General features: G+C 39.3%; 23 protein-coding genes and 1 tRNA gene. 13 read left to right on the forward strand and 11 right to left on the reverse strand.

The features are described 5' to 3' along the window. Positions 1–178 precede the first annotated feature (178 nt). From HYG79_RS16040 to HYG79_RS16055, 4 genes are all read left to right on the forward strand, one after another. Entirely contained in the window at positions 179–436 is a 258-nt protein-coding gene (locus HYG79_RS16040; protein ID WP_179243075.1) for a hypothetical protein, read from the forward strand. Continuing rightward, positions 436–621 carry a hypothetical protein gene (locus HYG79_RS16045; RefSeq protein WP_179243076.1) on the forward strand — a complete coding sequence of 62 codons (186 nt, stop codon included), beginning with the start codon at positions 436–438 and terminating at the stop codon, positions 619–621. The genes HYG79_RS16040 and HYG79_RS16045 overlap by 1 nt, the downstream gene beginning before the upstream one ends. Before the next feature lie 4 nt (positions 622–625). Beyond that, on the forward strand, positions 626–1,402 hold the full coding sequence (locus HYG79_RS16050) for a hypothetical protein (RefSeq protein WP_179243077.1): 777 nt from the start codon (positions 626–628) through the stop codon (positions 1,400–1,402). Between the two features lie 827 nt (positions 1,403–2,229). Continuing rightward, entirely contained in the window at positions 2,230–2,916 is a 687-nt protein-coding gene (locus HYG79_RS16055) for a hypothetical protein (protein WP_179243078.1), read from the forward strand. A 287-nt stretch (positions 2,917–3,203) separates the two neighbouring features. On the opposite strand, the gene HYG79_RS16060 is transcribed toward HYG79_RS16055, so the two are convergent. Further along, positions 3,204–3,288: transfer RNA gene (locus HYG79_RS16060), tRNA-Ser, on the reverse strand. A 171-nt stretch (positions 3,289–3,459) separates the two neighbouring features. Here HYG79_RS16060 and HYG79_RS16065 point away from each other — a divergent pair. The 3 genes from HYG79_RS16065 (at position 3,460) to HYG79_RS16075 (ending at position 6,279) form a co-directional block, all read left to right on the forward strand. Further along, a complete protein-coding gene (locus tag HYG79_RS16065) occupies positions 3,460–4,215 on the forward strand; it encodes a sulfite exporter TauE/SafE family protein (protein ID WP_179243079.1) in 756 nt (251 codons plus the stop codon). A 7-nt stretch (positions 4,216–4,222) separates the two neighbouring features. Next, complete coding sequence (locus HYG79_RS16070; RefSeq protein WP_179243080.1) at positions 4,223–4,864, forward strand: NAD(P)H-dependent oxidoreductase; 642 nt, start codon at positions 4,223–4,225, stop codon at positions 4,862–4,864. A gap of 221 nt (positions 4,865–5,085) precedes the next feature. Beyond that, positions 5,086–6,279, forward strand: coding sequence for a DegT/DnrJ/EryC1/StrS family aminotransferase (locus HYG79_RS16075; RefSeq protein WP_179243081.1), 1,194 nt, complete (start codon positions 5,086–5,088; stop codon positions 6,277–6,279). Positions 6,280–6,284: 5 nt separating this feature from the next. Here the strand turns inward: HYG79_RS16075 and ribB are convergent, their stop codons facing one another. The 8 genes from ribB to HYG79_RS16115 all read right to left on the reverse strand — a co-directional run bounded on the left by ribB (position 6,285) and on the right by HYG79_RS16115 (position 15,858). Next, positions 6,285–7,415: a 3,4-dihydroxy-2-butanone-4-phosphate synthase gene (gene ribB / locus HYG79_RS16080; RefSeq protein ID WP_228027891.1), complete on the reverse strand. Its 1,131-nt coding sequence runs from the start codon at positions 7,413–7,415 to the stop codon at positions 6,285–6,287. 8 nt (positions 7,416–7,423) lie between these two features. After that, positions 7,424–8,860, reverse strand: a complete 1,437-nt coding sequence (locus tag HYG79_RS16085; RefSeq protein ID WP_394367005.1) for an LptF/LptG family permease — start codon at positions 8,858–8,860, stop codon at positions 7,424–7,426. Between the two features lie 87 nt (positions 8,861–8,947). Then, positions 8,948–9,592, reverse strand: coding sequence for a LolA family protein (locus tag HYG79_RS16090; RefSeq protein ID WP_179243084.1), 645 nt, complete (start codon positions 9,590–9,592; stop codon positions 8,948–8,950). Positions 9,593–9,617: 25 nt separating this feature from the next. Then, positions 9,618–11,969, reverse strand: a complete 2,352-nt coding sequence (locus HYG79_RS16095; RefSeq protein WP_179243085.1) for an FtsK/SpoIIIE family DNA translocase — start codon at positions 11,967–11,969, stop codon at positions 9,618–9,620. Between the two features lie 62 nt (positions 11,970–12,031). Next, positions 12,032–12,397 carry a diacylglycerol kinase gene (locus HYG79_RS16100; protein ID WP_179243086.1) on the reverse strand — a complete coding sequence of 122 codons (366 nt, stop codon included), beginning with the start codon at positions 12,395–12,397 and terminating at the stop codon, positions 12,032–12,034. A gap of 54 nt (positions 12,398–12,451) precedes the next feature. Continuing rightward, a complete protein-coding gene (gene tpx, locus HYG79_RS16105; RefSeq protein WP_179243087.1) occupies positions 12,452–12,958 on the reverse strand; it encodes a thiol peroxidase in 507 nt (168 codons plus the stop codon). A gap of 125 nt (positions 12,959–13,083) precedes the next feature. After that, a complete protein-coding gene (gene nhaC / locus HYG79_RS16110) occupies positions 13,084–14,568 on the reverse strand; it encodes a Na+/H+ antiporter NhaC (RefSeq protein ID WP_179243088.1) in 1,485 nt (494 codons plus the stop codon). Between the two features lie 69 nt (positions 14,569–14,637). Continuing rightward, a complete protein-coding gene (locus tag HYG79_RS16115; RefSeq protein ID WP_179243089.1) occupies positions 14,638–15,858 on the reverse strand; it encodes an aminotransferase class I/II-fold pyridoxal phosphate-dependent enzyme in 1,221 nt (406 codons plus the stop codon). A gap of 150 nt (positions 15,859–16,008) precedes the next feature. Between HYG79_RS16115 and HYG79_RS16120 the strand changes: the two genes are divergently transcribed. Continuing rightward, on the forward strand, positions 16,009–16,470 hold the full coding sequence (locus tag HYG79_RS16120) for an Lrp/AsnC family transcriptional regulator (RefSeq protein WP_179243090.1): 462 nt from the start codon (positions 16,009–16,011) through the stop codon (positions 16,468–16,470). A 50-nt stretch (positions 16,471–16,520) separates the two neighbouring features. Beyond that, positions 16,521–17,927 carry a dihydrolipoyl dehydrogenase gene (gene lpdA / locus HYG79_RS16125; protein ID WP_179243091.1) on the forward strand — a complete coding sequence of 469 codons (1,407 nt, stop codon included), beginning with the start codon at positions 16,521–16,523 and terminating at the stop codon, positions 17,925–17,927. A 53-nt stretch (positions 17,928–17,980) separates the two neighbouring features. Here lpdA and HYG79_RS16130 read toward each other — a convergent pair whose 3' ends face one another. Together HYG79_RS16130 and HYG79_RS16135 are read right to left on the reverse strand one after the other, a co-directional pair. After that, complete coding sequence (locus HYG79_RS16130) at positions 17,981–18,211, reverse strand: CDGSH iron-sulfur domain-containing protein (protein ID WP_179243092.1); 231 nt, start codon at positions 18,209–18,211, stop codon at positions 17,981–17,983. A 65-nt stretch (positions 18,212–18,276) separates the two neighbouring features. Then, complete coding sequence (locus HYG79_RS16135) at positions 18,277–19,461, reverse strand: heparan-alpha-glucosaminide N-acetyltransferase domain-containing protein (RefSeq protein WP_179243093.1); 1,185 nt, start codon at positions 19,459–19,461, stop codon at positions 18,277–18,279. Positions 19,462–19,590: 129 nt separating this feature from the next. On the opposite strand from HYG79_RS16135, the gene HYG79_RS16140 reads away from it, so the two are divergent. From HYG79_RS16140 to HYG79_RS16155, 4 genes are all read left to right on the forward strand, one after another. Next, a complete protein-coding gene (locus tag HYG79_RS16140; RefSeq protein WP_179243094.1) occupies positions 19,591–20,124 on the forward strand; it encodes an NADPH-dependent FMN reductase in 534 nt (177 codons plus the stop codon). 3 nt (positions 20,125–20,127) lie between these two features. Further along, positions 20,128–21,429 (forward strand): anthranilate synthase component I family protein, encoded by a 1,302-nt coding sequence (locus HYG79_RS16145; RefSeq protein ID WP_179243095.1) that lies wholly within the window; start codon positions 20,128–20,130, stop codon positions 21,427–21,429. 82 nt (positions 21,430–21,511) lie between these two features. After that, positions 21,512–22,774 carry a tRNA lysidine(34) synthetase TilS gene (tilS, locus tag HYG79_RS16150; RefSeq protein ID WP_228027892.1) on the forward strand — a complete coding sequence of 421 codons (1,263 nt, stop codon included), beginning with the start codon at positions 21,512–21,514 and terminating at the stop codon, positions 22,772–22,774. Beyond that, complete coding sequence (locus HYG79_RS16155; RefSeq protein ID WP_179243097.1) at positions 22,771–24,735, forward strand: protein-disulfide reductase DsbD family protein; 1,965 nt, start codon at positions 22,771–22,773, stop codon at positions 24,733–24,735. Before tilS ends, HYG79_RS16155 begins: the two co-directional genes overlap by 4 nt. Positions 24,736–24,806: the final 71 nt, after the last annotated feature.

Consider the following 24,806-nt stretch of genomic DNA (forward strand, 5'->3'; position numbering starts at 1 on the left):
AATGACACACGAAGAATTATCAAAAATCGCAAACCCGAAAAAAGTTACATTAGAGAAAATTAAAGCCTATCAAAAGGAAAAAAACATCACTTTTACCGCAGAGTATATTGAGTTTTTATAAGAACATAACGGGATATTGGAGTTTCCAGAATGGTACGAATCACAAAATGGAGAAGGAATGGCAGTAGATGCTCTATATTCATTAAATGACAGATATGATGTATGGGAAGGAAAAGAAGAAGACCGTTATGAATTTGAATATTATATCATTGGAATAATATCAACAGGAGATCATATCATTCAAATCAGTGAAAAAGGAGAACACTACGGTAAAATAATGTTCTGGAATCACAAAATCGCTTTTTACAGTGATTCTATTGAAGAAATGCTGGAAATAGATAAAAACCTGCCAAAGAAGAACACCTATCTTTATTGATGAAAATAACTGATGAATCAGAAGCAGCTGCGGGAGATGATGAATCTGATGCTATTTGGTCTCCTTGGGAATATGGAGTTCCAGATTTAAAAACATTTCTGGCAGAGATTAAAAAAGATAAATATCTGTATATAAAAAATAACATACTAACAACTACAAATCTTATAGATTTTAAAAAAACTTAAAAAGATGAAAATAAAAAAATTTAAAAGCATCGCAGAACTTTTTGAGATGGCACCACAGGTAAAACCTTTTTTAGTAAAAGAAGTATATGAGTTTGCCCTAGGAGGTGACCTTGATTATGATGAGTGGTTAAACACACCATTTGAGGGAAGTTTAGTCCTGGGTGATGTAACGACCGAAGGAACCATTATAGATATCTATAAGCAAATAGATCAGGAAGGTTTTAATCCCGACAATATCATTTTTTCAGGGAACTTAGAGGTAGGGACAGTGACATTAGTAGATGATATTCAAAAAATATTTGTCTGTGGGGATTTTATAACACAAGTACTTAGTAACATCTGTGGCTGGTTTTATGTACAAGGTGATACAACCATCCAAACAATGTTGCATTTTGATAGCGATGACAATGGGTTCACAAAATTGAAATTAAAAAATGAAGTCCCTATAATAATCACAACAGCTAACTTTTTTGATATTAATCTTAAAGCTAAGTGTTTTATTGATGCTTCATATCAAAAAAACCCTGCTACTGATACGGGTGTAAATAAACACACCGAAATAATAAATTCAAAGTTTGAAAATATAGAGAATACCACATTCTTCACTCCTAAAGAGTATGTAGATAGTGTTTTTTCTAATTTCCCGGAAGAAACCAAATCCCAAGCGTACGATATTGATTATTTAGTAAAAGTTCACACGCATTATCTATTTGAAAATCAAATGCCAACCATACTTGCTAAGGTAGAAGAAGTAATTAAGTCCAAACGAGATAACAATTAAGATATCTTATTGTTTGATTTTGATATTTTTATGAAAAAAATGTCGCTAAAAAAATGAAAATGATACCAAGAGAACTTGCAAAATCTGCAACCCCAAAAAAAGTAACCCTCGAAGAAATTAAAGCGTATGAGAAAAAGGGGAAACTTCAATTTACCTAAGACCATATTGATTTTTTATTAAAATATAATGGATTCAATCTAGAGGAAGAGTGCTTGTCAAGCTGTTTATATGATTAAGAAGAAATCCATTCCGATTACCCAGACCTAGGTGAGTGTGATGCCTATAAATTTAAACACAATATTATAGGAACTTGGAACCAATCCGAAGAGATTATTCAATTCACCTGATTATTGAAATAAGGAGAAACTAATAGAAATAGTAGAAAACAAAATCACTTAAGGTTTTCTGATTTTCTTGATGAAGATGATTTAGAAGAATGGGGGGGATATCAAGAGCAATATAAGGCAACTGTTTTTTGTCATCATGAAGGTGATTTAAAAGTCGATGGAAAGTTTATATCTTTTTGTGCCATTTTTGTCATTGAGGGAGATTTACATGTTTCTGGTAATATTAATACACACTCAAATGCTTTGATGAAAACTTTCTCTTTGTAACAGGAAATGTCTAATGTAAAAACTTTAGCATCATAAGAGATTTAATAACAATAATTGGTGGTGATTTAATCGTAGAAGAAACACTTTTAGCCTTTAATATGGATATACATTTAGAAATATATGGTAATATAATGGCTAAATACACCATATCTGGCTACACCATTTGGCTTTCTTTTTAACGGAAACCTAACCTGTGATACACTTTTTGACTATATGATGAAAAAGACATCAGACAGCGAAAAATATGTGGTAACAGCATATGGAAAAAAACAACTGGTAAAGAGAGCAAAGGCATCACCAAAAAAGAAAATGGAAGAAGACACCTTGAAAAAGATAGAACCAGAAGACATCTATGCGATGAATATTTTTATCAATGAGGTGTTTGAAAAAGATGAATATAACGACTCGGACCAGTTGGTGCTTTCTGAAGAAACGGTCTCTCAATACCTTATGACAGATAACGCAATTTTGAAATCCAAATGCTTTAAATATAGGCTAGCTAAATCTAAAAATATAACTATGGACACATCTCTAATCATTGCAATAATCCTTGGAGTAGCAAATGTCTTTCTTTTGTACCTGGTGGTCTACAAAATTCACAGTAAAACGGAGAAAATAAATCCAGTGGTAGGATTAGTTGTTTTCTATGTTTTATTTTTTATTGTACCTGAATATTTACATTCTATAATGCCACAAGCTTGGTTGATACAAAAATATGAGAATCCCTTTTTTAATAGTGCTGAAAAGATGCAATCTATACAATTTCTATTTTCATTTCTAAAAATTAATACCAAAATGCTGAGTGCCTTTGATGTTTTTAGGATGGTAACATTTACGGGCATTATTATTTATTTTTTAAAAACGTTTCTTTTTAATAAATTCTTTTGGAAATCACCATAAATAGGTAATTATTTTACTAAAAAATAAGAGGAAAAGTGGACGCAACATAGTTTTTGGGTATTAATGTTCCAGCAATGTTGTAAAAATTTACGACATCAAAATAAATTTAAGTATCTAATATACATTTGATTACGAGTGCCTGGTGGACCTTTTAAAAAAGTTACAACGTCCACCGAATTGTCCTCTTTTTAACTGATATTACTTGATGTCTAATGAAATCATATAAAATGAAAAACCCTGTAAATCAATTATTTACAGGGTTTTGTTGCCTTTTGTAGGACTTTTCGCGGAGAAAGAGGGATTCGAACCCCCGGAGGTGTGACCCTCAACAGTTTTCAAGACTGCCGCATTCGACCACTCTGCCATTTCTCCAGTGTCTTTTGCGTTTGCCGGTCCAACGGGTTAACCCATCAAAACAATATGACTGGCATTGCATTAGCGGGTGCAAATATAACAAGGTTTTTCGTTTTCGTAAAAGCTTTTCTGTTTTTTTATTTTCCGTTATTTCAGGTATTATTTCTTTGAAGACCCTATTTTTGCCCTATGAACGAGTGGTACCATTACGTACTCTTAATAGCGACCGGGTTTGCGGTAGGTTTTATCAATACCGTTGCCGGTGGCGGGTCCCTTCTTTCGCTGCCTGTACTTATTTTTCTGGGCTTGCCGCCCAGTGTTGCCAATGGTACCAATCGGGTAGCCATAGTGGTACAGACAACTTTGGCCACCGCAGGTTTTAAAAGCAAGGGAGTATCTACATTTCCTTTTAATTTATATTTGGGCATCTCGGCCTTTTTTGGTGCCATAATCGGTGCCTACATAGCCGTTGACATCAAAGGCGAGACCTTCAACAGAATTTTGGCCATTGTGATGATAGCCGTTGTTTTGATTATCATTTTTAAGCCCAAGATACGTTTGGAACATTTTCAGGAAAGGTTAACGGGAAAATACCTTTGGCTGGGAATCGCAACTTTTTTCTTTTTTGGCATTTATGGGGGATTCATCAATGCCGGACTCGGGTTTTTAATGATTCTCTTTTTGCACTATATCAATAAAATGACCTTGGTACGGGCCAATGCCACAAAGGTGGCCGTAGTGCTTATCTATATGCTGGCGGCGCTAGCGGTGTTTGTTTTTAATGATAAGGTCAACTGGAAAATAGGGTTTATATTGGCCATCGGCAATGGTTCGGGCGCATGGTTGGCCAGTAGGGTATCCGTAAAAAGAGGTGACGGATTCATCAAAACGTTTTTAGTGGTAATGGTCGTTGCCATGGCAATAAAATTGTGGTTCTTTAACTAAACTGCGTATGAAAAGTAAAACTATTATAGAAAATCTTGAATGGCGTTATGCCGTAAAAAAGTTTGATGTGGAGCGTAAACTACCCCAAGAAAAGTTAAATACGCTCAAGACTGCTTTTAACTTAACAGCTACTTCCTATGGGTTGCAGCCCATATCCATGGTAGTTTTGGAAAATAGAAGTATACAGGAAAAATTGGTTGCATCTTCTTTTGGGCAAAAACAGGTTGCACAGGCATCGCATGTGTTGGTCATCTGTATCAATACTACTATTGATGCCCAGTATATTTCCGGTTACTTTGACAAGGTTCGGCAAATTAGGGGTACAAGTGAAACCATTTTGAATCCCTTCAAAAATGATTTGATACGCAATTTTTCGAAAAAGAACCAAGCTGATATCATGCAATGGGCTACGAATCAGGCCTATTTGGCTTTGGGAAATCTATTGACGGTCTGTGCTGTTGAAAAAATAGATTCGTGCCCCATGGAAGGTTTTGTGCCTTCTGCCTATGACGAAATCCTAAAATTGGATGAAAAGGGATTGTCCTCTGTTTTGGTGTTGCCCATAGGTTACCGGGCAGAAGATGATATATTTTCCGATTTTAAGAAAGTGAGAAAAAATATTGAGGATAGTGTGATAGAAATATCTTAGTCCGTAAGCGATGCAAATAAGAATATATCGTGTATTTTGAAGAATACAGTACCGATTTATCAGTTTGAGTGATTTTAAATAATGAAAAATCATATCGAGAACAATTTTTTGGGTTAAAAATGGTATTCTTGATATGAATTGCACTCCATTGTAATCATAAAATTCTTTTAATTTGAACGAATTTTTATAGAAAGGAACAACGCGTAAAACAAGAACATAAAATGCCAGGATTTGAACTTTTTGGGGATAAGGAAAGAGCACAGGTAAACGAAGTATTGGATACAGGTGTATTGATGCGGTATGGTTTTGATGGTATGCGTAAAGGACGCTGGAAAGCCAAGGAACTTGAAAATGCATTAGAAGAACGCTTTAGTGTAAAGCACGCACAACTCGTATCGAGTGGTACGGCCGCTTTGACCGTAGCTTTGGCCAGTGCGGGAATTGGAGCAGGGGACGAGGTCATAATGCCTACGTTTACCTTTGTGGCCAGTTTTGAGTCCATTTTGGCTATTGGGGCGATTCCTGTTCTGGTTGATGTGGACGATACTTTGACCTTACATCCGGCAGCTGTGGAAAAAGCCATTACCAATAGGACCAAAGTTGTGATGCCCGTTCATATGTGCGGTTCCATGGCAGATTTGGGTGTACTCAAAACCATATGCAAAAAGCATGGTTTATTACTGTTAGAAGATGCCTGCCAGGCCATTGGCGGAACTTATCAGGGCAAACCGCTGGGAAGCATAGGCGATTTAGGCTGTTTTTCGTTTGATTATGTAAAAACGATTACATGCGGTGAAGGCGGTGCGGTCATTACCAATACTTCGGAATACCATACCCATGCTGATCATTATTCCGATCATGGGCATGACCACATAGGTACGGATAGGGGAGCGGAAAAACATCCGTTTTTAGGGTATAACTATAGAATATCCGAACTTAACGCAGCAGTTGGTTTGGCACAAATAGAAAGATTAGATGATTTTTTGGCCATTCAAAAGAAAAACTACTCAATACTGCGTACCGCTTTGGAAACTATTCCAGAGGTAACTTTTAGGCGTGTCCCCGAGGGTGGGGAAGAGAGTTATGCTTTTCTCAATTTTTTTCTACCGGATGCGAAAACGGCCAAAAAAGTACACTCGACCTTAGGAAAAGAGGGTGTGGATGCTTGCTTTTATTGGTTTGACAATAACTGGCACTATTACAAAAAGTGGGACCATTTAACCAATTTGACATCATTGGGAAACATGCCTTTGGAGGTTAAAAGACAGTTGCCCGATTATCGTGAATCCGATTTTTCCTTATCCGACCATTGGATCGGGAGAACCATATCCTGTTTGATAAAATTGGGTTGGTCCGATGACGAGGTTAATGACAGGGCCCAGCAAATGCGAAGGGTTATCATCTCGGCATTATAATTTTATCAGTAGGCTACGTATTCAACAATCTCTAGACCGTACCCAACAATACCCACACGTTTGGTATGTGTTGAATTGGTTAGCAGTCTCATTTTGTTGATGTTCAAATCATGTAAAATTTGTGCGCCGATACCAAAATCACGGGTATCCATATCAATCTTAGGTGCCTTGTGGATACCTTCTTTTTGTAAAATCTTCAATTCGGCTAAACGAGACAATAGATTTAACGATTCCGAATCTTGGTTTATAAACACGATTGCCCCTTTTCCTTCGGTATTGATGGCTTGGAACATTTCTTCCAGTTTTTTGTCCTCATTATTGGTAAGCGTGCCCAGAACATCATTGTTTACCAACGTAGAATTGATTCGGGTCAGGATTTTTTCATCTTTTTTCCAATTTCCCTTGGTCAAGGCTATGTGTATATGATTGTTGGTGGTTTGTTTATAGGCACGCAACCTAAAATCGCCAAATCGTGTCTTAATGTCAAAATCTTCCTTTTTTTCGATTAGGCTATCGTGCTCCATCCGATAGGCGACTAAATCTTCTATCGAGACTATTTTGAGATTAAATTTTTTGGCGACTTGCATTAACTGTGGTAACCGTGCCATGGTACCATCTTCGTTCATGATCTCTACAATAATTCCCGCAGGCTGTAATCCCGCTAGACGGGCAAAATCAATCGCCGCTTCGGTATGGCCCGTTCTACGCAAAACACCACCTTCTTTTGCGATCAAAGGAAAAATGTGCCCAGGTCGTGCCAGATCGTGAGGTTTGGTATCGGGATTCGTGAGCGCGCAAACCGTTTTGGCCCTATCCGATGCCGATATGCCTGTTGTAACCCCGTTGCCACGCAAATCTACCGAAACGGTGAACGCCGTTTCCAACGGATCTGTATTATGGTTGACCATCATGTGAAGGCCAAGATCTTTGCATCGCCCTTCGGTCAAAGGAGCACAGATAAGACCTCTACCGTGTGTTGCCATAAAATTGACGGTCTCGGGAGTCGCCAACTCGGCCGCCGCTAAAAAGTCACCTTCATTCTCACGATTTTCATCATCAACCACAATTATTACCTTGCCTTGGCGTATATCGGCAATAGCTTCCTCTATGGTATTTAATTGGATGTTTTTTTCCATACTCGTAATCATACAGCACTATTTTTTTCTTTTTTCTTGAACAAAGCTTTAATACCGTCCCAAACATTGCCTATGGTGAGCAAACCTTTGTCCGCCGTGGCACGTTTGGTCAGGAATATGCCTAACGGCAACATGATCAATGTAGGCAACCATGCCCCCAAAATAGGGGATATATTCCCTTCTTTAGCATAATTATTTGAAAAAACGCCCAAAAAATAATATACCAAGAACAGGATTATCGCTATGACCAAGGGCAGACCTATACCACCCTTTCTGATAATGGCACCTAATGGTGCGCCTACAAAGAATAATATGATACAGGACAACGCCAATGCAAATTTGTTATGAAACGACAGAATATGCATTCTATGGATTTTATACCACCTATCAAGCTCTTGTTTTTTTCCTGTTATGGAATTCAAGATGTTGGTAGTGGAATTCTTAGCAGAACTTATAAGTTGCTGCTGTTGCCATTCATTGTATAAGGAAACAATGTCGCTTGACGTTGCTATGGTATCCAATTTAGGTTTTTCCATTGTCAATTCAAGTGAATCAAGGGACGAAATGCTCTCTTTTTTTAATTTTGAAGTGTCCTTGGGTGAAACAGGAACGAAAGCCCCCATTCTGCTTGATATATTTTTTGAGAATGCGTTGATGACCTCTACGGTCCTGTCTTTTAGGGAGTCTATGTCTTTTACGAGCCGGGCAACATTTTTCATTTTGTCCGTACTTACATTACGTTCTTCCTCCAAATCCACATCATTGAGGTCAGAGATGTCTTTGTTGATGATATAGGTATCAAAATTGGCTTTTGTAAATGGGAATTTTCGTTCCTTATCTGCCTTGGCACTTCTTACTTCGTTATAATAATGTCCGTTTTTGAGAATAAGCTTGAGTATATCGGACTTTTCGCTACTTACCAGTTCTCCCGTTTCCGCTTTGATGACCGTTACGTTAATATTGCTTTTGGATTTTTCATGAATGACCACGCCGTCCAAAAAACGATCTTCCTCACCATATTTTTTATCGACCTTCATGTTCATTCCGGTGCCTTCTAGGTCGGTAAAAACCCCTTCGGTAATTATAGCGGCAGGTTTTACTTTGGCTATGTTTTTTCTCAGGTTATATATTTTTTGCTCTGCCGCAGGGATAACGCTATTGGCAAAATAAAACGTGACCCCACCCAAAAAAATAACGAATACGATCAAACTTCGCATTGAACGCTGCAAGGATATGCCCGATGCCTTCATGGCGGCAAACTCATAGTTTTCGGCAAAAGTACCAAAGGTTAAAATAGAGGATAAAAGCACAGTGAGCGGGAGCACTTTTTCGGTCAAACTGGGCATTATGTAAAAGAAAAACTTCCCAAATATGACCGGATCTAAACCTTTGCCCGCCAAATCATCTATAAACAACCAAATCGTTTGAAAAATAAAGATGAACATCAATATTACAAACGAGCTGAAAAAATTGAATAAAAATCTCGATAAGATATATCGGTCTAGAATTCTCAATGATTGCGTATTAACGGCTTAATTTCTGATAATATAGTAACCTTCGTCCTTATATTTTTGCTCGTTAAAAGTAAATAAGGTTTTTGATAAAGGTTGATCTGTTTTAAAAGAATTAACAGTTATCGTAGTGGTTGTACCATTATCACCGGTTTGTATGAGCTTGTAAATGTGCTTGGTCTCAACATCGATACCCAATAAAACCGATTTAATTTCAGAATTGGTATCGATAGGTGTCAATTTTACATATTGAATTTTTCGCCCTTGCACATTTTGCAACACGTCCCACTCATAGTTATGGCCTTCCTTGTAGAATGTGAGCATTTTTGATGGCGTTATTGCATTTTCGTCCTCCGATTTTTCCTCAATGGTGATTTCCTCGTTTTCCGGTACAATAGTGTACACTTTTTTACCATCAAATAATTGTTGTGCCCCAAAAGAGTTAAAGAGATATTTATCGCCCTGTAACGTGACATCGCCACGTGTTTCTTGGTTTATGTTCGCCTCTTTGTTATCCAGTACATATTTAAAATCCACGAATATGTTATCGTAGCTCTTGACCTTGTTGTAGACATCGTCTAAAAGTGTTTTTGCTTTAGCGGAATTTTGTGCTAGTGCGAATGGGGAAGAAACCATTAAACTTAATAACAGTACTATTTTTTTCATTTTCTTAAAAATTCTTTGTTATGCCCTAAGAGCCTTCATTTTTTAATAATTGGTCCAATGCCACTAAATCCGGTACCAAAACCTGCCTTGCCTTACTCCCTTCAAAAGGGCCGACGATTCCCGCAGCTTCCAATTGGTCAACAATGCGCCCCGCACGGTTGTACCCCAGTTTGAGTTTGCGTTGTATTAAAGAGGCCGACCCTTGCTGCGCGGTGACGATGACTTCGGCCGCATCCCTGAACATGGCATCTCGATCGGCAATATCATAATCAATACTTGTGCCAGAATCGTCCCCAACATATTCTGGCAGTTCATGTGCTTCGGGATAAGCTCTTTGTGAACCTATATATTCAGTGATTTTGGCTACTTCTGGGGTGTCTACAAAAGCACATTGTATACGGGTGACATCGTTGCCTTGTGTGTACAACATATCTCCACGACCAATAAGCTGGTCGGCACCTTGGGTATCCAAAATGGTGCGGGAATCTATCTTTGACGTTACCCTAAAAGCAATCCTTGCTGGGAAATTAGCTTTTATGATACCCGTTATTACGTTTACTGATGGTCTTTGGGTAGCAATGATCAAATGAATTCCGATGGCCCGTGCCAATTGTGCCAAACGTGCGATAGGTGTTTCAACCTCTTTGCCGGCTGTCATGATCAAGTCGGCAAATTCATCAATGACCAAAACAATGTAGGGCAAGAATTTATGGCCGTCGTTCGGATTCAGCTTTCGGGACTTGAATTTCTCATTATACTCTTTAATATTACGTACCATGGCATGCTTAAGAAGCTCATACCTGTTGTCCATTTCGATACAGAGCGAGTTCAAGGTATTGATAACCTTGGCATTATCGGTTATGATAGCTTCTTCGGAATCGGGTAATTTTGCCAAAAAGTGACGTTCTATTTTATTGTAAATGGATAGTTCTACCTTTTTGGGATCTACCAAAATAAATTTCACCTCGGCCGGATGTTTTTTATACAGCAAAGATGTCAATACGGCATTTAGCCCTACCGATTTTCCTTGTCCAGTAGCACCAGCCATCAACAAGTGCGGCATTTTTGCCAAATCGACCACAAAGGTCTCGTTACTTATCGTTTTCCCAAAAGCGATGGGTAGTTGCATCTCTGCTTTTTGGAACTTGCTCGACGCAATTACGGACCGCATCGATACAATTGTAGCGTTTTTGTTCGGTACCTCTATACCAATGGTTCCCTTACCCGGTATAGGTGCAATGATACGAATCCCCAAGGCTGCTAAAGAAAGGGCGATATCATCTTCCAGGTTTTTTATTTTGGATATTCGCACTCCTGCTTCGGGAACAATTTCGTATAAGGTAACTGTTGGGCCTATGGTCGCTTTTATTTGGGCGATACCGATTTTATAGTTCTTTAACGTATCAACAATTTTGTTTTTGTTTTCCTCCAGTTCTTCTTGATTAATGGTGATGCCACCGCTGACCCCATGGGCATCTAAAAGTTCCATAGTGGGGAATTTGTAGTTGCCCAACTCTAAGGTAGGGTCAAATTCGCCAAAATCATCAACCAATTTATTGGCGATATTATCTGTTTCCTCGGTCTCTTCAACTACTTTTTCAACTTCTATGGCCAATTCTTCGGCCACGGGCGGGGTTATCTCAAAACTATCGGGTGATTCTTCTTTTTTTAGGGATGGAATATCCTTCTTATGGGTATACGTATCAATGATTACAGGAGCTTCCTCTTCTTTTTCGGAGTTTATGGTATTTTCCTGGGTAGACTTTTGTTCAAATTCTGAGGCCAATGAAGTACTTTTCTGTTTAAAATATTGTGCAATCCCATCGGGAGTAATATTGAACAATCGTACCAAAATAAAAATCAACCCGAACAGCAAGAGCAGAAAAACCCCTATTTTACCGGTATAGTCCTGTAGAAAATCGTTCATCTCATAGCCTACCAAGCCACCTAGCAAAGGTTGTGCTTCTGCGAAGAAACCTAAAGCGATGGAAATCCATATTACAAAAAGCAATCCCCAGACCCATTTTTTCAAAAGACCTTGCTTTTGCATGCTGAGGAACATATACAACCCTGTTGTGAACAAGAGAAAAGGGAAGATTAGCGATGCCAGACCAAAACCCTTGTACATAAAAAAGTGGCTTACGCCGGCACCAAATTTGTTCAGTAGGTTTTGCGCCTCTTTATTACGATCGGCAAACTGGGTCAAAAGACTTTGGTCGTCTTGCCAGGTGAAATAAAAGGAAACAAAAGAAAAGAACAAAGCAATGCTGAAGAGCATCAACAAGCTCCCCAGTATTATTTTATTTTGTTTGGATAATTTAAAAGTATTGCCTTTTGTGGTAGTTTTAGGCTTTGACTTTCTAACCTTCTTTGCCATTAAATCCTAGATTCTGAGCGTAAAAATACAAATTTGAAATGGATGCTGTTTGGATTGCCCGATCAAAAAATCTTTGGCAAATAAATAATACAGCCGATAATTGTAGCGGCTATGGACACCAACATTACCGCACCCGCAGAGATATCCTTTATAAAACCGATTTTTACATCAAATTCGGGTTGCACGTAATCAGATATACTTTCCACCGCTGTATTGAGACCTTCAACTCCCAATATAACGGCAATAGTGAGAATTTGTATGCACCACTCCGTATTCGAGATGTCAAAATAAAAACCGGCTGCGGTCATTACGATAGTAATGAAAACCTGCACTTTTATGCTGGCCTCGGTCCTAACGAGTAACCATGCACCGCGCAGGGCAAATCCCACACTTTTTATACGATTCACTAAAAATGATTCTTTTGGCATCTATTTAACTGATAAAACAGTTTCTATAACGATTTTCTAGAAGCGAAAATTGTACTAAGCGTCCATTAAAGCTTCCAAAGCCGCTTTGTAATTGGGTTCATCCACAATTTCAGGAACCTGTTCGGTGTAAAGCACATTACCTTGTTCGTTCAAGACCACAACAGCGCGCGAATGTAGGGGCGCCAAGGGGCCATCGGAAAAGGAAAGCCCGTAGGATGTGCCAAAATTACCATCTTTAAAATCAGACAGCATTTCCACATTTTCAATACCTTCTGCTCCACAAAAGCGGGTTTGCGCAAAAGGTAAGTCCTTTGAAATGCAGAGCACCACGGTATTGTCAAGTTCTGCGGCTTCTTCATTGAATTGCCGAACGGACTGTGCACAAGTGCCCGTGTCTATGCTTGGGAAGATATTCAAGACAACTTTTTTTCCTTTGTAATCCGCTATGGATGTTGCTGACAGATCGGTCTTTGTCAATGTCGCATTCGGTGCCATGCTTCCCTGTGCGGGCAAATTGCCCAATGTATGTATTTCGTTTCCTTTTAATGTTACGGTAGCCATTTTATAGTGTGTTTAATGTAGTGTGAAAATAAAAAAATAATACCAGGAAAAATAAACATTTCGATAAATATAAAACCTTGTTCTCGATACTTTTTCCTCCGAAAAAAATTGAACCGATAGTTTTTTTACGCCTGCTTGGTGGTCAATTGCTTTATCTTGATACTGAACGCAGCAAAAATCAAGGTCATAATGGGGCTTAACCAGTTAAATATGGCATAAAAGAAGTATTCGGCAACACTCACGCCCAAAACACCGCTATGATATGCGCCACAGGTATTCCAAGGTACAAGGACCGATGTTACGGTACCGGAATCTTCCAAGGTTCTACTAAGGTTTTCAGGAGCCAGGCCTTTGTCCTCATAAGCTTTACTGAACATTTTTCCGGGAACGACTATCGCCAGATACTGGTCCGATGCCGTGACGTTCAATGCCAAACAGCTACCCACAGTGCTGGCAAAAAGACTAAAAGTGCTTTTGGCCATAGACAATAATGATTTCGTAATTCTTGAAAGTGCTCCGATACCATCCATAATGCCGCCAAAAACCATAGCGCATACGATCAACCAAATAGTACCCAACATTCCCGCCATTCCCTTAGCGGAAAATAAATCGTTCAGGGTTTCATTATCTGTGGGTACTGAAGTTTCTACCGTTATTGCTTTAAGCACTCCCTTGTAGGCCGATTCAAAGGATAATTCCTTGGCATTTGTAATTCCCGCCACGATATCCGGTTGAAAGATAAGCGCAAAAACAGCACCCAGGAGCGTACCGATAAGCAATGCGGCCAACGGTGGCGTTTTTTTGATGATCAGGGCAACAACAACTATGGGGACTATAAATAACCAACCATTGATATTGAAAGAAGCATCGATTGAAGTTAAAATAGAATCGATGTCCGCCTCTCCGCTGGTTTCCAAATTAAGTCCGATAATTATGAATACGATCAGTGTTACGGAGACTGTAGGTACCGTTGTCCATAACATGTATTTTATATGTTCAAAAAGCTCACCGCCCGCCATGGCCGGGGCAAGGTTGGTGGTATCGCTCAACGGGGAGAGCTTGTCTCCAAAATAAGCACCTGAAAGTACGGCCCCGGCTGTCATGCCCAATGATATGCCCAACGCGTCCCCTATACCTATCAATGCGATACCCACTGTAGCGGCCGTCGTCCAGCTACTTCCTGTAGCTATTGAAATAATGGCACAAATGATGACACAGGCTGCCAAAAATATGGTCGGGTTGAGTATTTGGAGCCCGTAATATATCATAGCGGGAATAATACCGCTTATCAACCAAGTACCCGCCAGGGCCCCTACCATTAAAAGTATCAAAAGTGCACCGGTTGTAGATTTTACGTTTTCTGCTACCTCGGCAATCATTTTTTTATAGGATATCTTGTTGTAGAACCCAATGATAGCGGCAACTGCGCCACCTAGCAGCAAAACAAATTGGTTAGACCCGCTCAGGGCATCATCACCAAAAACATATACGTTGTAGGCCAACATACCTACCAAAGCAATAACAGGTATAAGGGCTTCCCAAATGCTAAGCTCCTTATTTTCAACAATATTTTCGTTTCCCCTGTGCTTATTGGTATTTTGGTCACCCATTATCTGTACGGTTAGTTATTCCGTAATATTACGATTTTGGGAAGGGCTGTGCAAATTCAACACTACTCCCTAGACAGATATCGCTTTTTTACCTTGTATTCCCAAATAGGCCATACAGCTTTTCATCGTATCATAAGTTCTTTGGATGTCATTATCCAAACCAATGGAGAAACGAATAAGGCCATCACTTAAACCCATTTCTTTTTGTTCCTCTTCTGGAATTTCCGAAGAGGTTGAGGTACCGGGTGCGCTGAACAATGTCTTATAAAACCCTAGGCTTACGGCCAAATAACCCAACTTTTTTTCTTGCATTAATTCCATTAAGGCATTGGCATGGTCCAATGTGCCGACGTCCAATGTCAATAATCCTCCAAAACCATATTCAGGATTCATTTGTTTTTTCATTACGGAATTTCCGGAATGTGATGCCAAGCCGGGGTAAACCACCCTAAACCCGTCTTTCTCGAATTTTTCCGCAAGATATTGGGCATTCTCGCTATGCTTTTTCATTCGGATGTGCAGCGTTCGCATGTTCTTTAAAATGGATGCCGCCCGTAGACTGTCCAACGTACTGCCCAATAACATCCCGGCACCATTATTCACATCTTTGAGGCTAAGGCAAAAATCTGTAGTGCCACACACTGCACCAGCGACACAATCGCTCGTTCCGTTAATGAATTTGGTTAGGCTGTGTATTACGACATTGGCTCCCAATTTGGCCGGGGCTATGGTCAACGGAGAGAAAGTATTATCGACTACCAAGGGTATTTTATGTTTTTTGGCCAGTTTGGCCAAAGCTTCAATATCAGCGACCTCAAGCAAGGGATTGCTCACACCTTCGCAATAGATCATTTTGGTTTTCGGGGTTATGGCGGCTTCCACAATTTCAATATCCGTGATATCAATGAAAGATGTATCGATATCGAATTTTTTCAAAAAGTTTTTCATAAAGGCATACGTACCACCATAAATAGTTCTACTGCTTATGATATGTTCCCCTGCATCGCACAATTGAAAAACAACCGATGTTATCGCCCCCATGCCACTCGCATAAACATTTGCGGTTTCGGTACCTTCCAATGCTGCAAGGGCTTCTCCCAAGTATAAATTGGACGGGGAGGAGTGCCTGCTGTACAGATAACACCCCTCGGTATTGCCTTCGAATGTATCGAACATGGTTTTGGCCGATAAAAAGGTGTAGGTAGATGAATCCGAGACCGATGGGTTCACTCCACCGTATTCTCCAAAGTATTGTAAATCCTGCAAATTGTTCGATGCCTTAAAGTCCATTATTTTGAATTTAGAAGTATAAAAATAGGATTGATTAGACTTTAAATCAATAAATTTCTAAATAAATAGAAAATAAATCTAAAATTTGTTATTTATGTAGATTTTAAAATTATAAAATTCATTATTTTTATCAAGCTTTAGAAAAAATATATGCTAAAATTCGATGAAATAGATAAAAACCTACTGGGTTTATTGCAGGCCGATTGTAAAAAGACCACCAAGGAGTATGCAATCCGATTGGGTTTATCTACCACGGCCGTATACGAGCGCATTAAACGATTGGAAAAAAATCAAGTAATCGATAAATATGTAGCTCTGGTAGATAAACAAAAAGCAAATAAGTCGTTCACGGCTTTTTGCCATGTAAAGCTCGTTCAGCATACCAAGGAACATATCAATCAATTTGAGCGTGAAATCCTAAAACTGGATGAAGTTGTGGAATGCCATCATTTGAGCGGTGATTATGATTATATTTTGAAAATACATGTCAGCGATATGAAGGCCTACCGTAATTTTATGGTTACTAAGCTAACGGCGATTAACCATATTGGAAGTACGCAGAGTTCTTTTGTGATCAATGAGGTAAATCATACTACCGCAATACCGTTGTAAACCAGAAATTAATACTTAATTTTGTAACTGGTTTAAGCAAAAATAAATATATGAGTTCATACGATGTAGCCATAATTGGCTCAGGTCCCGGAGGGTACGTAGCGGCCATTCGCTGTGCGCAACTGGGAATGAAAACGGCAATAATTGAAAAATACGGTACTTTGGGCGGTACGTGTTTAAATGTAGGTTGTATTCCTTCCAAATCCTTGTTGGATTCCTCACATCATTATGAAGACGCCGTAAAACATTTTAGCGAACACGGCATTGATATTCCGGGCGAGATAAAAGTAAACTTGGAACAAATGATTGCCCGCAAACAAGGGGTGGTTGACCAAACTTGCGCTGGGGTCAAGTTTTTGATGGACAAAAACAAAATCGAAGTTTTCGAAGGTTTGGGTAGCTTTAAGGACGCTACGCATATAAATATCAAAAAGAACGATGGTAAAATAGAAACCATAGCGGCCAAGAATATCATTATTGCCACAGGTTCTAAACCCTCTACCTTACCTTTTATCAAGATTGATAAAGAACGCATTATAACATCTACCGAAGCTTTAGAATTAAAGGAAATACCCAAGCATATGATTATCATAGGCGGCGGGGTTATCGGCCTTGAGTTGGGTCAAGTATATAAAAGACTGGGGGCCGAAGTTACTGTTGTGGAATATATGGACCGAATTATTCCTGGAATGGACAGTGCGCTATCCAAGGAATTGATGAAAGTCATGAAAAAGCAAAAAGTGAAATTTGCGTTGTCCCACAAGGTAAAATCCGTTGAAAGAAAAGGAAATGAAATTATCGTTAAGGCCGATGATAAAAAAGGTCAGGAAATAGTATTTAAGGGCGATTATTGTTTAGTCTCTGTAGGTCGTAGACCTTACACTGACAGTCTTAATGCAGAAGCTGCTGGAGTAAAGCTGGATCATAGGGGCAGGGTAGCGGTAAATGACCATATGCAGACCAGTGCTTCAAATATTTATGCCATAGGTGATGTTGTACGTGGTGCCATGTTGGCCCATAAAGCTGAAGAAGAGGGCACTATGGTCGCCGAAATTTTAGCGGGACAAAAGCCACATATTGATTACAATTTGATTCCGGGAGTGGTTTACACATGGCCTGAAGTCGCTGCTGTGGGCAAGACTGAAGAGGAATTAAAAGAAGCCGGTATTGAGTACAAAGTCGGGCAATTCCCGATGCGTGCTTTAGGACGTTCCAGGGCCAGCATGGATCTGGACGGATTCGTAAAGATACTTGCCGACAAAAAAACCGATGAGGTCTTGGGCGTACATATGATCGGTGCGCGTTGTGCCGATTTAATCGCAGAAGCCGTAACGGCTATGGAATTTAGGGCCTCAGCCGAGGATATATCCCGTATGAGCCATTCTCACCCTACCTATGCCGAGGCAGTTAAAGAAGCTGCATTAGCCGCAACAGGGGATAGGGCTCTTCATGTTTAAATAATCATAAAAAGTGCAGTAACTAAAAGGCCACCGTAAAGGTGGCCTTTTAGTTACTGGTTATGCGAACCATCGCAGTATGGCGGATTGCTCGTTTGCTTACATGTACACAGATAAGCTTTTTTGTCTTCTTCTACACTAAACCCTAAAGAAGGTGTTGCATTATGCGCTCTGTGCGAACCATCGCAAAAGGGTTGGTTGCTACTGTGGCTGCAGGTACACCATGCATACCGTTTATCTTTTTCCAGTTCAACTGCGATAGGGGCATATTTCTTGTCGCTCATAATTTCTATTTTAACAATTGAATGTTAAAAATAGAGCAATATTTTCTAAAGAAATCAATGGGTTCTTAATTTTTAACCAGTCCAAATAGGCGAAGCAGTTTCAATGTTGTGTCCCTAACTAGTTTTAATCCAAAAATTAACCAAGGTTCAATAACTGCCCAAATGTTTTGGAGTACATCCCTTAGTTTTAACTTGATCGAGGCCTTATGATTTTCATATTGCAAAGCTAGATATGTACAGCCGGTCATAAATACAATAGCTCCGGGAATAACGATTGCCGGTGCCAACGTATGGTGTAAAAAGCCGTATAGCCCAAGTCCAGTAAAACTTCCATAAAGGATTATAAAATGTACGATATAAATCGATAAGGTACTCGCACCTATTTTCAATATTGTTTTGTTGTTCATAAATTGTTTCAACAGCATAAAAACGGCAAATACCAAAAACACATCTCCCAAACGAATGAACAGGTAGTTGTTGAAGAAAATATCGGCAAACAACTGTAAACCGGTAAATCTGGAGATGGCCAGGAAAACATCCGAAGAAAAAAATATGAGTCCGCTACCAATAGCCAAGGATAAGAATATAGCAGCTGGGTATAGATATTTGAACGTTTTGAATCGATAAAATAAAATGGATAGGAAAGCCCCGAACGTAGCATACCCAAACCATGGGAAAATAGTGAACACCGAGCCATTGGCCTTGCTAAAGAAGTTGGCCAAGGCATCTGGTAAAAAGCTAAAGCTCCACTTTGAGTACAAAGGCTCGAACAAGAACAATACTATCGTAATGCCAAAAAGAGCTGCGGGAAAAATATATTTCTTGCTTTTTTGGGTCAGGAGATATAATCCGATAATTCCCAAAATAGAAAGCCCGATACAGTGCAATACGTCTACCAAGTAAAAACCTTCATAGATTTCGCCAACAAAAAGGCCAAAAAGGTTCATACGCAACAAATATCCTATAATGATGAGCTGTAAGCCTCTTTTTACTCCCTTTTTTACTCTTGGGTTGGATATTCCTTTTTGTGGGACCTTGATCAGCAAATAAGTAAAAATAAAACCAGAGACCGTAAAGAACACTGGGGCCGTAATCCCCCTGAAGTATCGCCATATATTGAAAACGACATCGGTATTGTCCCGATACTCCATTCCCAAGAGCCCGTCTACAAAATGGCCTTGTAACATCATCAAGATGGCCCAGGCCCGCATGGCATCTATAAAATATAATCTTTTCGTTGTATTATCCATATCAAAAAACACACCCTATATACTTGTGATACAATGGGTTTGGATGTTTTGCGTTGCAAAATTAGGTAAAATACTCGCAAATGAGCGGTATTTGCGGTATTTTCGTTACAATAACAATAAAACGTTTTTATGGCTATGATATTGGCATTCGCAGGCAGTAATTCTTCTACATCCATCAATTACAGGTTAATACAATATACCGTTTCTTTGGTTAAAGGGCATAAAACACAAACGCTGGATATGGTGCGTTACCCTTTTCCCATGTATAGTGAGGATTATGAAAAAGTGAACGGGTTTTCCAATTCTTTGGTGGAGCTTAAAAATGATATCAAAAGTGTAGATGGTGCTATCGTATCGGTAAACGAACATAACGGCAACCCTTCTGCGTATTTCAAAAACCTTTTGGATTGGCTGTCCCGGGTGGATAAAAATTTTCTTGAAGGAAAAAAGGTGTTTTTGCAATCCACCTCCAACGGTAAAAGAGGTGCGAAAAATGCTTTGGAAGTTACCGAAAAACTATTGCCCCGATTTGGTGGGGAAGTTGTTGCCACATTTTCGTTGCCCTCTTTTTCCGATAATTTGGACGAGGAAAAGGGTATTGTTGATGAGAAATTGGCCAGGGAACATCAAGAAAAGCTTAATTTGTTTTTATCCAAGCTGTAGCTATTGAGGAAAAAAGTCTCTTTTACGGTTTCAGATATCAAAAAACATAAACAATCCCTTTTACAATGGGGCCAGCAATTTCATGAAGTCGTTTGGTTGGACAGTAATGAATACAGAGACTCTTATACTTCTTTTGATGGACTTCTGGCAGTAGATGCCTTAACACTTTTACAGACCGATGCCGAGCATGCATTTTACGACCTAAAAGAATACCAATCGGAAACCAAGGATTGGATTTTTGGTTATTTGTCGTACGATTTAAAGAACGATATTGAGAACCTGGATTCTTTGAATTTTGATGGTCTTGAATTTCCCGAACTGTATTTTTTTCAGCCTAAAAAAATTATCAAAATACAAGGCAACAAGGTCATTTTTGATTACCTGAACATGGTGGCCGATGAAATTGAAGCTGATTTCAACATTATTTTTAAGTCAGATTTTCAATATACCAAGGTTATGAATGCCACAAAGGATATTCGAATAAAACTACGTATTTTCAAGGATGAATATTTTGGAAAAGTCGAGCAGATGTTAGCGCATATACGTAGGGGTGATATTTATGAGGCCAATTTTTGCCAGGAGTTTTATGCTGAGGAAACACAAATTGATGTTGTAAATACCTACACTACATTAAACGCAATATCCAAAACCCCATTTGCCACTTTTTTAAAAATAAACGATAAGTACTTGCTAAGTGCTTCTCCTGAACGCTATTTGAAAAAACAGGGCAACACATTAATTTCCCAGCCGATAAAGGGCACCGCAAAACGTTCCCAAGACCCAATTCGGGATGCCGAATTGATTGCGCAACTTGAAAACGACGAGAAAGAACGTGCCGAAAATATCATGATCGTAGATTTGGTGCGTAACGATTTGTCCAAAAGCGCATTAAAAGGAAGTGTCACCGTACCAGAACTTTGTAAAGTATATTCTTTTGAGCAGGTTCATCAAATGATTTCCACAGTTGTGGCTATGGTGGACGTTACCAAAAATCCAGTGGATATAATAAGGCAAACTTTTCCCATGGGAAGTATGACAGGTGCTCCCAAGGTTTCTGCCATGAAGATCATAGAAAGGCTGGAATCTTTTAAACGCGGGTTATACAGTGGTGCCGTGGGGTACTTTACTCCTGATGGCGACTTTGATTTTAATGTTGTTATACGAAGTATTCTGTATAACGCTGCCAAAAAATATGTTTCCTTTTCGGTAGGTAGTGCCATTACGGCCAAAGCGATGCCAGAAAAAGAATATGAGGAATGTTTGTTAAAGGCAAAAGCCATGCGCGAAGTGTTAGAGGGGTTTTAGTTTTCTTACCTGCGAGCTAATTAATTACCTTTGTCGAGTGCTACGGGAATTTAAAAAACACGTTCGGGATAATTTTCCAAAATTGGGCAAAACCACTTTTTTACTGGCCTGCAGTGGGGGAGTGGACAGCGTTGTTTTGGCGCATCTTTGCTACGTTTGTGAAATGGATTTTTCCTTGGCGCACTGTAATTTCAGGTTGAGAGGCGATGAAAGCGAAAGTGACGAAACATTTGTTGAAAATTTAGCTAAGGAATTCAGAACTAAGTTTTACGTAACCCATTTTGATACAATAGGTTATGTAAACAAAAATAAATTGTCTATACAGGTTGCTGCCCGTGAGCTACGTTACGCTTGGTTTGCTGAAATTATGCAAGAAAATAGAATTTCGACTTTGGTTACGGCTCACCAAGCCGATGATAATTTAGAGACTTTTCTTATCAATCTTTCTCGGGGAACGGGAGTGGATGGCCTTACTGGCATTCCTGAAAAAACCGATACGATAGCAAGACCGTTATTGCCCTTTTCAAGAAAGCGGATATTGGAGTATGCCAAAACCAAAAAGCTATCTTGGCGAGAAGATAGCAGTAATGTGGAAACCAAATACCTTAGGAACAAAATTCGGCATGAACTGCTCCCAGAGTTGAAAGAACTGCATCCCACTTTTTTGAATAATTTTCAAAATACTTTGGGGCATCTTTCGGATAGCTCCAAAATTCTGGAAAATCATATATATCAACTCAAGTCTGAACTGTTTTTGTCCGATAACGGCTCTATCCGCATAAAAATATCCGATATCAAACAGTTAAAGCCTCAAAAGGCTTATGTCTATCAATTATTCAAGTCTTATGGATTTACGGCTTGGGAAGATATTCTCAACTTGTTGAATGGGCTGAGCGGTAAAAAGATACTCTCAAAAACACATCAATTGGTCAAAAATCGTGAGTATCTCATTTTGGAAGAATTGGGAACCGAAACAGATGAAACCTACACGATAGAAGCACTTCAAACCGAGATGATGACCCCTGTCCGCTTAAAAATAGAATCCGTTCGTGCATTGGGTGAAACAGGAAAACATATACTATATGCCGATGCGGACACGTTAGCATATCCGTTGACCGTTAGGAAATGGAAAAAAGGCGACTATATATATCCTTATGGCATGAAAGGAAAAAAGAAAGTGTCCAAGTTTTTCAAGGATGAAAAAATCGATATTATTTCCAAACGGAAACAGTGGCTTTTATGTTCGGGAAATGCTATTGTCTGGATTGTTGGAAAACGTTCCGATAATCGATTCAAAATAACAAAAACCACAAAAAAAATCATAAAGTTTACACTCCATACATGAAGTATATAGTATTACTCTTCACATATACAGTAGCGATTGCCCCTCTTTTTTCGCAAACCGAGGAAAACCCCGTATTATGGTCAAAAGAAGTGAACAAAATATCGGAGACCGAATATGAGCTTATTCTCAAGGGTTATATTTTCGAGGGTTGGCATGTGTATTCGCAGCATACCGCCCAAGGTGGCTCACTGCCGAGTGAATTTACATTTGAAAAAGCTGGGGAATCTTACGAACTATTGGGAGAAACCATTGAAAGTGAGACTGTAACCGAATACAGCGAGATATTTGAAGTTGATGAAACCTTTTTTAAGGATAAGGCGGTCTTTACACAGAAAATTAAGCTCTTGCGTCCCGATATCAGACAAATAAGGGTTAATCTATGGTATCAGGTGTGTAAAGAAGTCTGTATTCCCGTTGAGGAGGATTTTATTTTTGTTTTGGACGGTGGCACGGCGGTAGAGGATGTAAAGACCTTGGACGAAAGAAGTAAGGCTATGAGTGCCGCATTAAAGTTGGATTTGAAGAACAAAGCACTTCTACAACAAGGTCAAATCGATGGCTTAGGTGCCCCATCTAGCTTATGGATAATTTTTGGTCTGGGTTTTTTGGGAGGATTGATAGCCTTATTGACCCCTTGCGTTTTCCCCATGATACCCTTAACGGTTTCGTTCTTTACGAAACAGTCCCAAAGTAAGTCCAAAGGTATTGCGAATGCGATTTTATACGGCTTCTTTATCGTACTTATCTATTTTTTATTGAGTTTACCCTTTCATTTGTTTGATTCGATAGACTCTCAGATACTGAACACGGTCGCCACCAATATTTGGTTGAACTTATTTTTCTTTTCGATATTCGTATTTTTCGCGTTTTCGTTTTTTGGATATTATGAATTGACCCTGCCCAGTTCTTGGGCCAATAAAATGGATTCTGCATCCAGTAAAGTAGGTGGTGCCATCGGTATTTTTTTTATGGCCGTTACCTTGGCAATCGTTTCGTTTTCATGTACAGGTCCTATTTTGGGAGGGTTGTTGGGAAGTACCGCTCTGGCAGACGGTGATGTGGCCACCAACTTATCAGCAGGTATGACCGGTTTTGGTGTTGCCTTGGCACTTCCGTTTGCTTTATTTGCGCTGTTTCCCGCTTGGTTGAACTCGCTGCCCAAGTCTGGCGGGTGGATGACGACCGTAAAAGTGGTTTTAGGGTTTTTGGAACTGGCACTGGCCTTTAAATTTTTATCAAATGCCGATTTGGTAGGGAATTGGGGTGTACTGAAAAGAGAAATATTTTTAGGGATATGGATATTGATTTTTGTGCTTCTGACCTTATATCTGTTCGGTGTTTTTAGATTCCCACATGACGGTGCCAAACAAAAAGTGTCTTTTACAAGAAAGGGCATTGGTATGGTAAGTATCGGTTTTGCCATTTATCTCTTGTTAGGTCTAGGAAAAGTGATAGACTTGAAACTTTTTGGATTTCTTCCCCCGGATTTTTATACCGTAGCCGCTCAAGAAAGCGATTGTCCGTTGGGGATAGATTGTTTTAAGGATTTTGATGAAGGTGTTGCCTATGCCAAAAAAGTAGACAAACCCATTTTACTAGATTTTACAGGTTGGGCCTGTGTAAACTGCCGTAAGATGGAAGAAAATGTCTGGAGCGAACCGGATATTTATCCGATTATAAAAAACGAATATGTTTTAATATCGTTGTATGTTGACGATAGAAAAGAACTGCCGAAGGCGTTACAGTTTGATTTTAAATATGAATCAGGCCGTATAAAATCCATCGAGACCGTAGGGCAAAAATGGGGAACTTTTCAAACCCTTAACTTTAATGCTGCGTCACAGCCGTATTATGTACTATTGTCGGCAGACTTAGAGATCTTGAACAATGCGGTGCAATATACCGACAGGGACGATTACCTCGCTTGGTTGAAAAAAGGACTACAAACTTTCAAAAAATGATGCCCATACCCACCGCCTTTGAAAGACCCATACCATGGGTCTTTTTTAGTTTTGAAAATTCAGTTACCTTA

The sequence above is a fragment of the Costertonia aggregata genome, assembly GCF_013402795.1.
Lineage (GTDB): Bacteria > Bacteroidota > Bacteroidia > Flavobacteriales > Flavobacteriaceae > Costertonia > Costertonia aggregata.

Bases quoted from the DNA above. Each gene is read 5' to 3' on its own strand.
- HYG79_RS16040 (WP_179243075.1), top strand. From the start codon at position 179: ATGGCAGTAGATGCTCTATATTCATTAAATGACAGATATGATGTATGG.
- HYG79_RS16045 (WP_179243076.1), top strand. From the start codon at position 436: ATGAAAATAACTGATGAATCAGAAGCAGCTGCGGGAGATGATGAATCT.
- HYG79_RS16050 (WP_179243077.1), top strand. From the start codon at position 626: ATGAAAATAAAAAAATTTAAAAGCATCGCAGAACTTTTTGAGATGGCA.
- HYG79_RS16055 (WP_179243078.1), top strand. From the start codon at position 2,230: ATGATGAAAAAGACATCAGACAGCGAAAAATATGTGGTAACAGCATAT.
- HYG79_RS16065 (WP_179243079.1), top strand. From the start codon at position 3,460: ATGAACGAGTGGTACCATTACGTACTCTTAATAGCGACCGGGTTTGCG.
- HYG79_RS16070 (WP_179243080.1), top strand. From the start codon at position 4,223: ATGAAAAGTAAAACTATTATAGAAAATCTTGAATGGCGTTATGCCGTA.
- HYG79_RS16075 (WP_179243081.1), top strand. From the start codon at position 5,086: ATGCCAGGATTTGAACTTTTTGGGGATAAGGAAAGAGCACAGGTAAAC.
- ribB (WP_228027891.1), bottom strand. From the start codon at position 7,415: ATGGAAAAAAACATCCAATTAAATACCATAGAGGAAGCTATTGCCGAT.
- HYG79_RS16085 (WP_394367005.1), bottom strand. From the start codon at position 8,860: ATGTTCATCTTTATTTTTCAAACGATTTGGTTGTTTATAGATGATTTG.
- HYG79_RS16090 (WP_179243084.1), bottom strand. From the start codon at position 9,592: ATGAAAAAAATAGTACTGTTATTAAGTTTAATGGTTTCTTCCCCATTC.
- HYG79_RS16095 (WP_179243085.1), bottom strand. From the start codon at position 11,969: ATGGCAAAGAAGGTTAGAAAGTCAAAGCCTAAAACTACCACAAAAGGC.
- HYG79_RS16100 (WP_179243086.1), bottom strand. From the start codon at position 12,397: ATGCCAAAAGAATCATTTTTAGTGAATCGTATAAAAAGTGTGGGATTT.
- tpx (WP_179243087.1), bottom strand. From the start codon at position 12,958: ATGGCTACCGTAACATTAAAAGGAAACGAAATACATACATTGGGCAAT.
- nhaC (WP_179243088.1), bottom strand. From the start codon at position 14,568: ATGGGTGACCAAAATACCAATAAGCACAGGGGAAACGAAAATATTGTT.
- HYG79_RS16115 (WP_179243089.1), bottom strand. From the start codon at position 15,858: ATGGACTTTAAGGCATCGAACAATTTGCAGGATTTACAATACTTTGGA.
- HYG79_RS16120 (WP_179243090.1), top strand. From the start codon at position 16,009: ATGCTAAAATTCGATGAAATAGATAAAAACCTACTGGGTTTATTGCAG.
- lpdA (WP_179243091.1), top strand. From the start codon at position 16,521: ATGAGTTCATACGATGTAGCCATAATTGGCTCAGGTCCCGGAGGGTAC.
- HYG79_RS16130 (WP_179243092.1), bottom strand. From the start codon at position 18,211: ATGAGCGACAAGAAATATGCCCCTATCGCAGTTGAACTGGAAAAAGAT.
- HYG79_RS16135 (WP_179243093.1), bottom strand. From the start codon at position 19,461: ATGGATAATACAACGAAAAGATTATATTTTATAGATGCCATGCGGGCC.
- HYG79_RS16140 (WP_179243094.1), top strand. From the start codon at position 19,591: ATGGCTATGATATTGGCATTCGCAGGCAGTAATTCTTCTACATCCATC.
- HYG79_RS16155 (WP_179243097.1), top strand. From the start codon at position 22,771: ATGAAGTATATAGTATTACTCTTCACATATACAGTAGCGATTGCCCCT.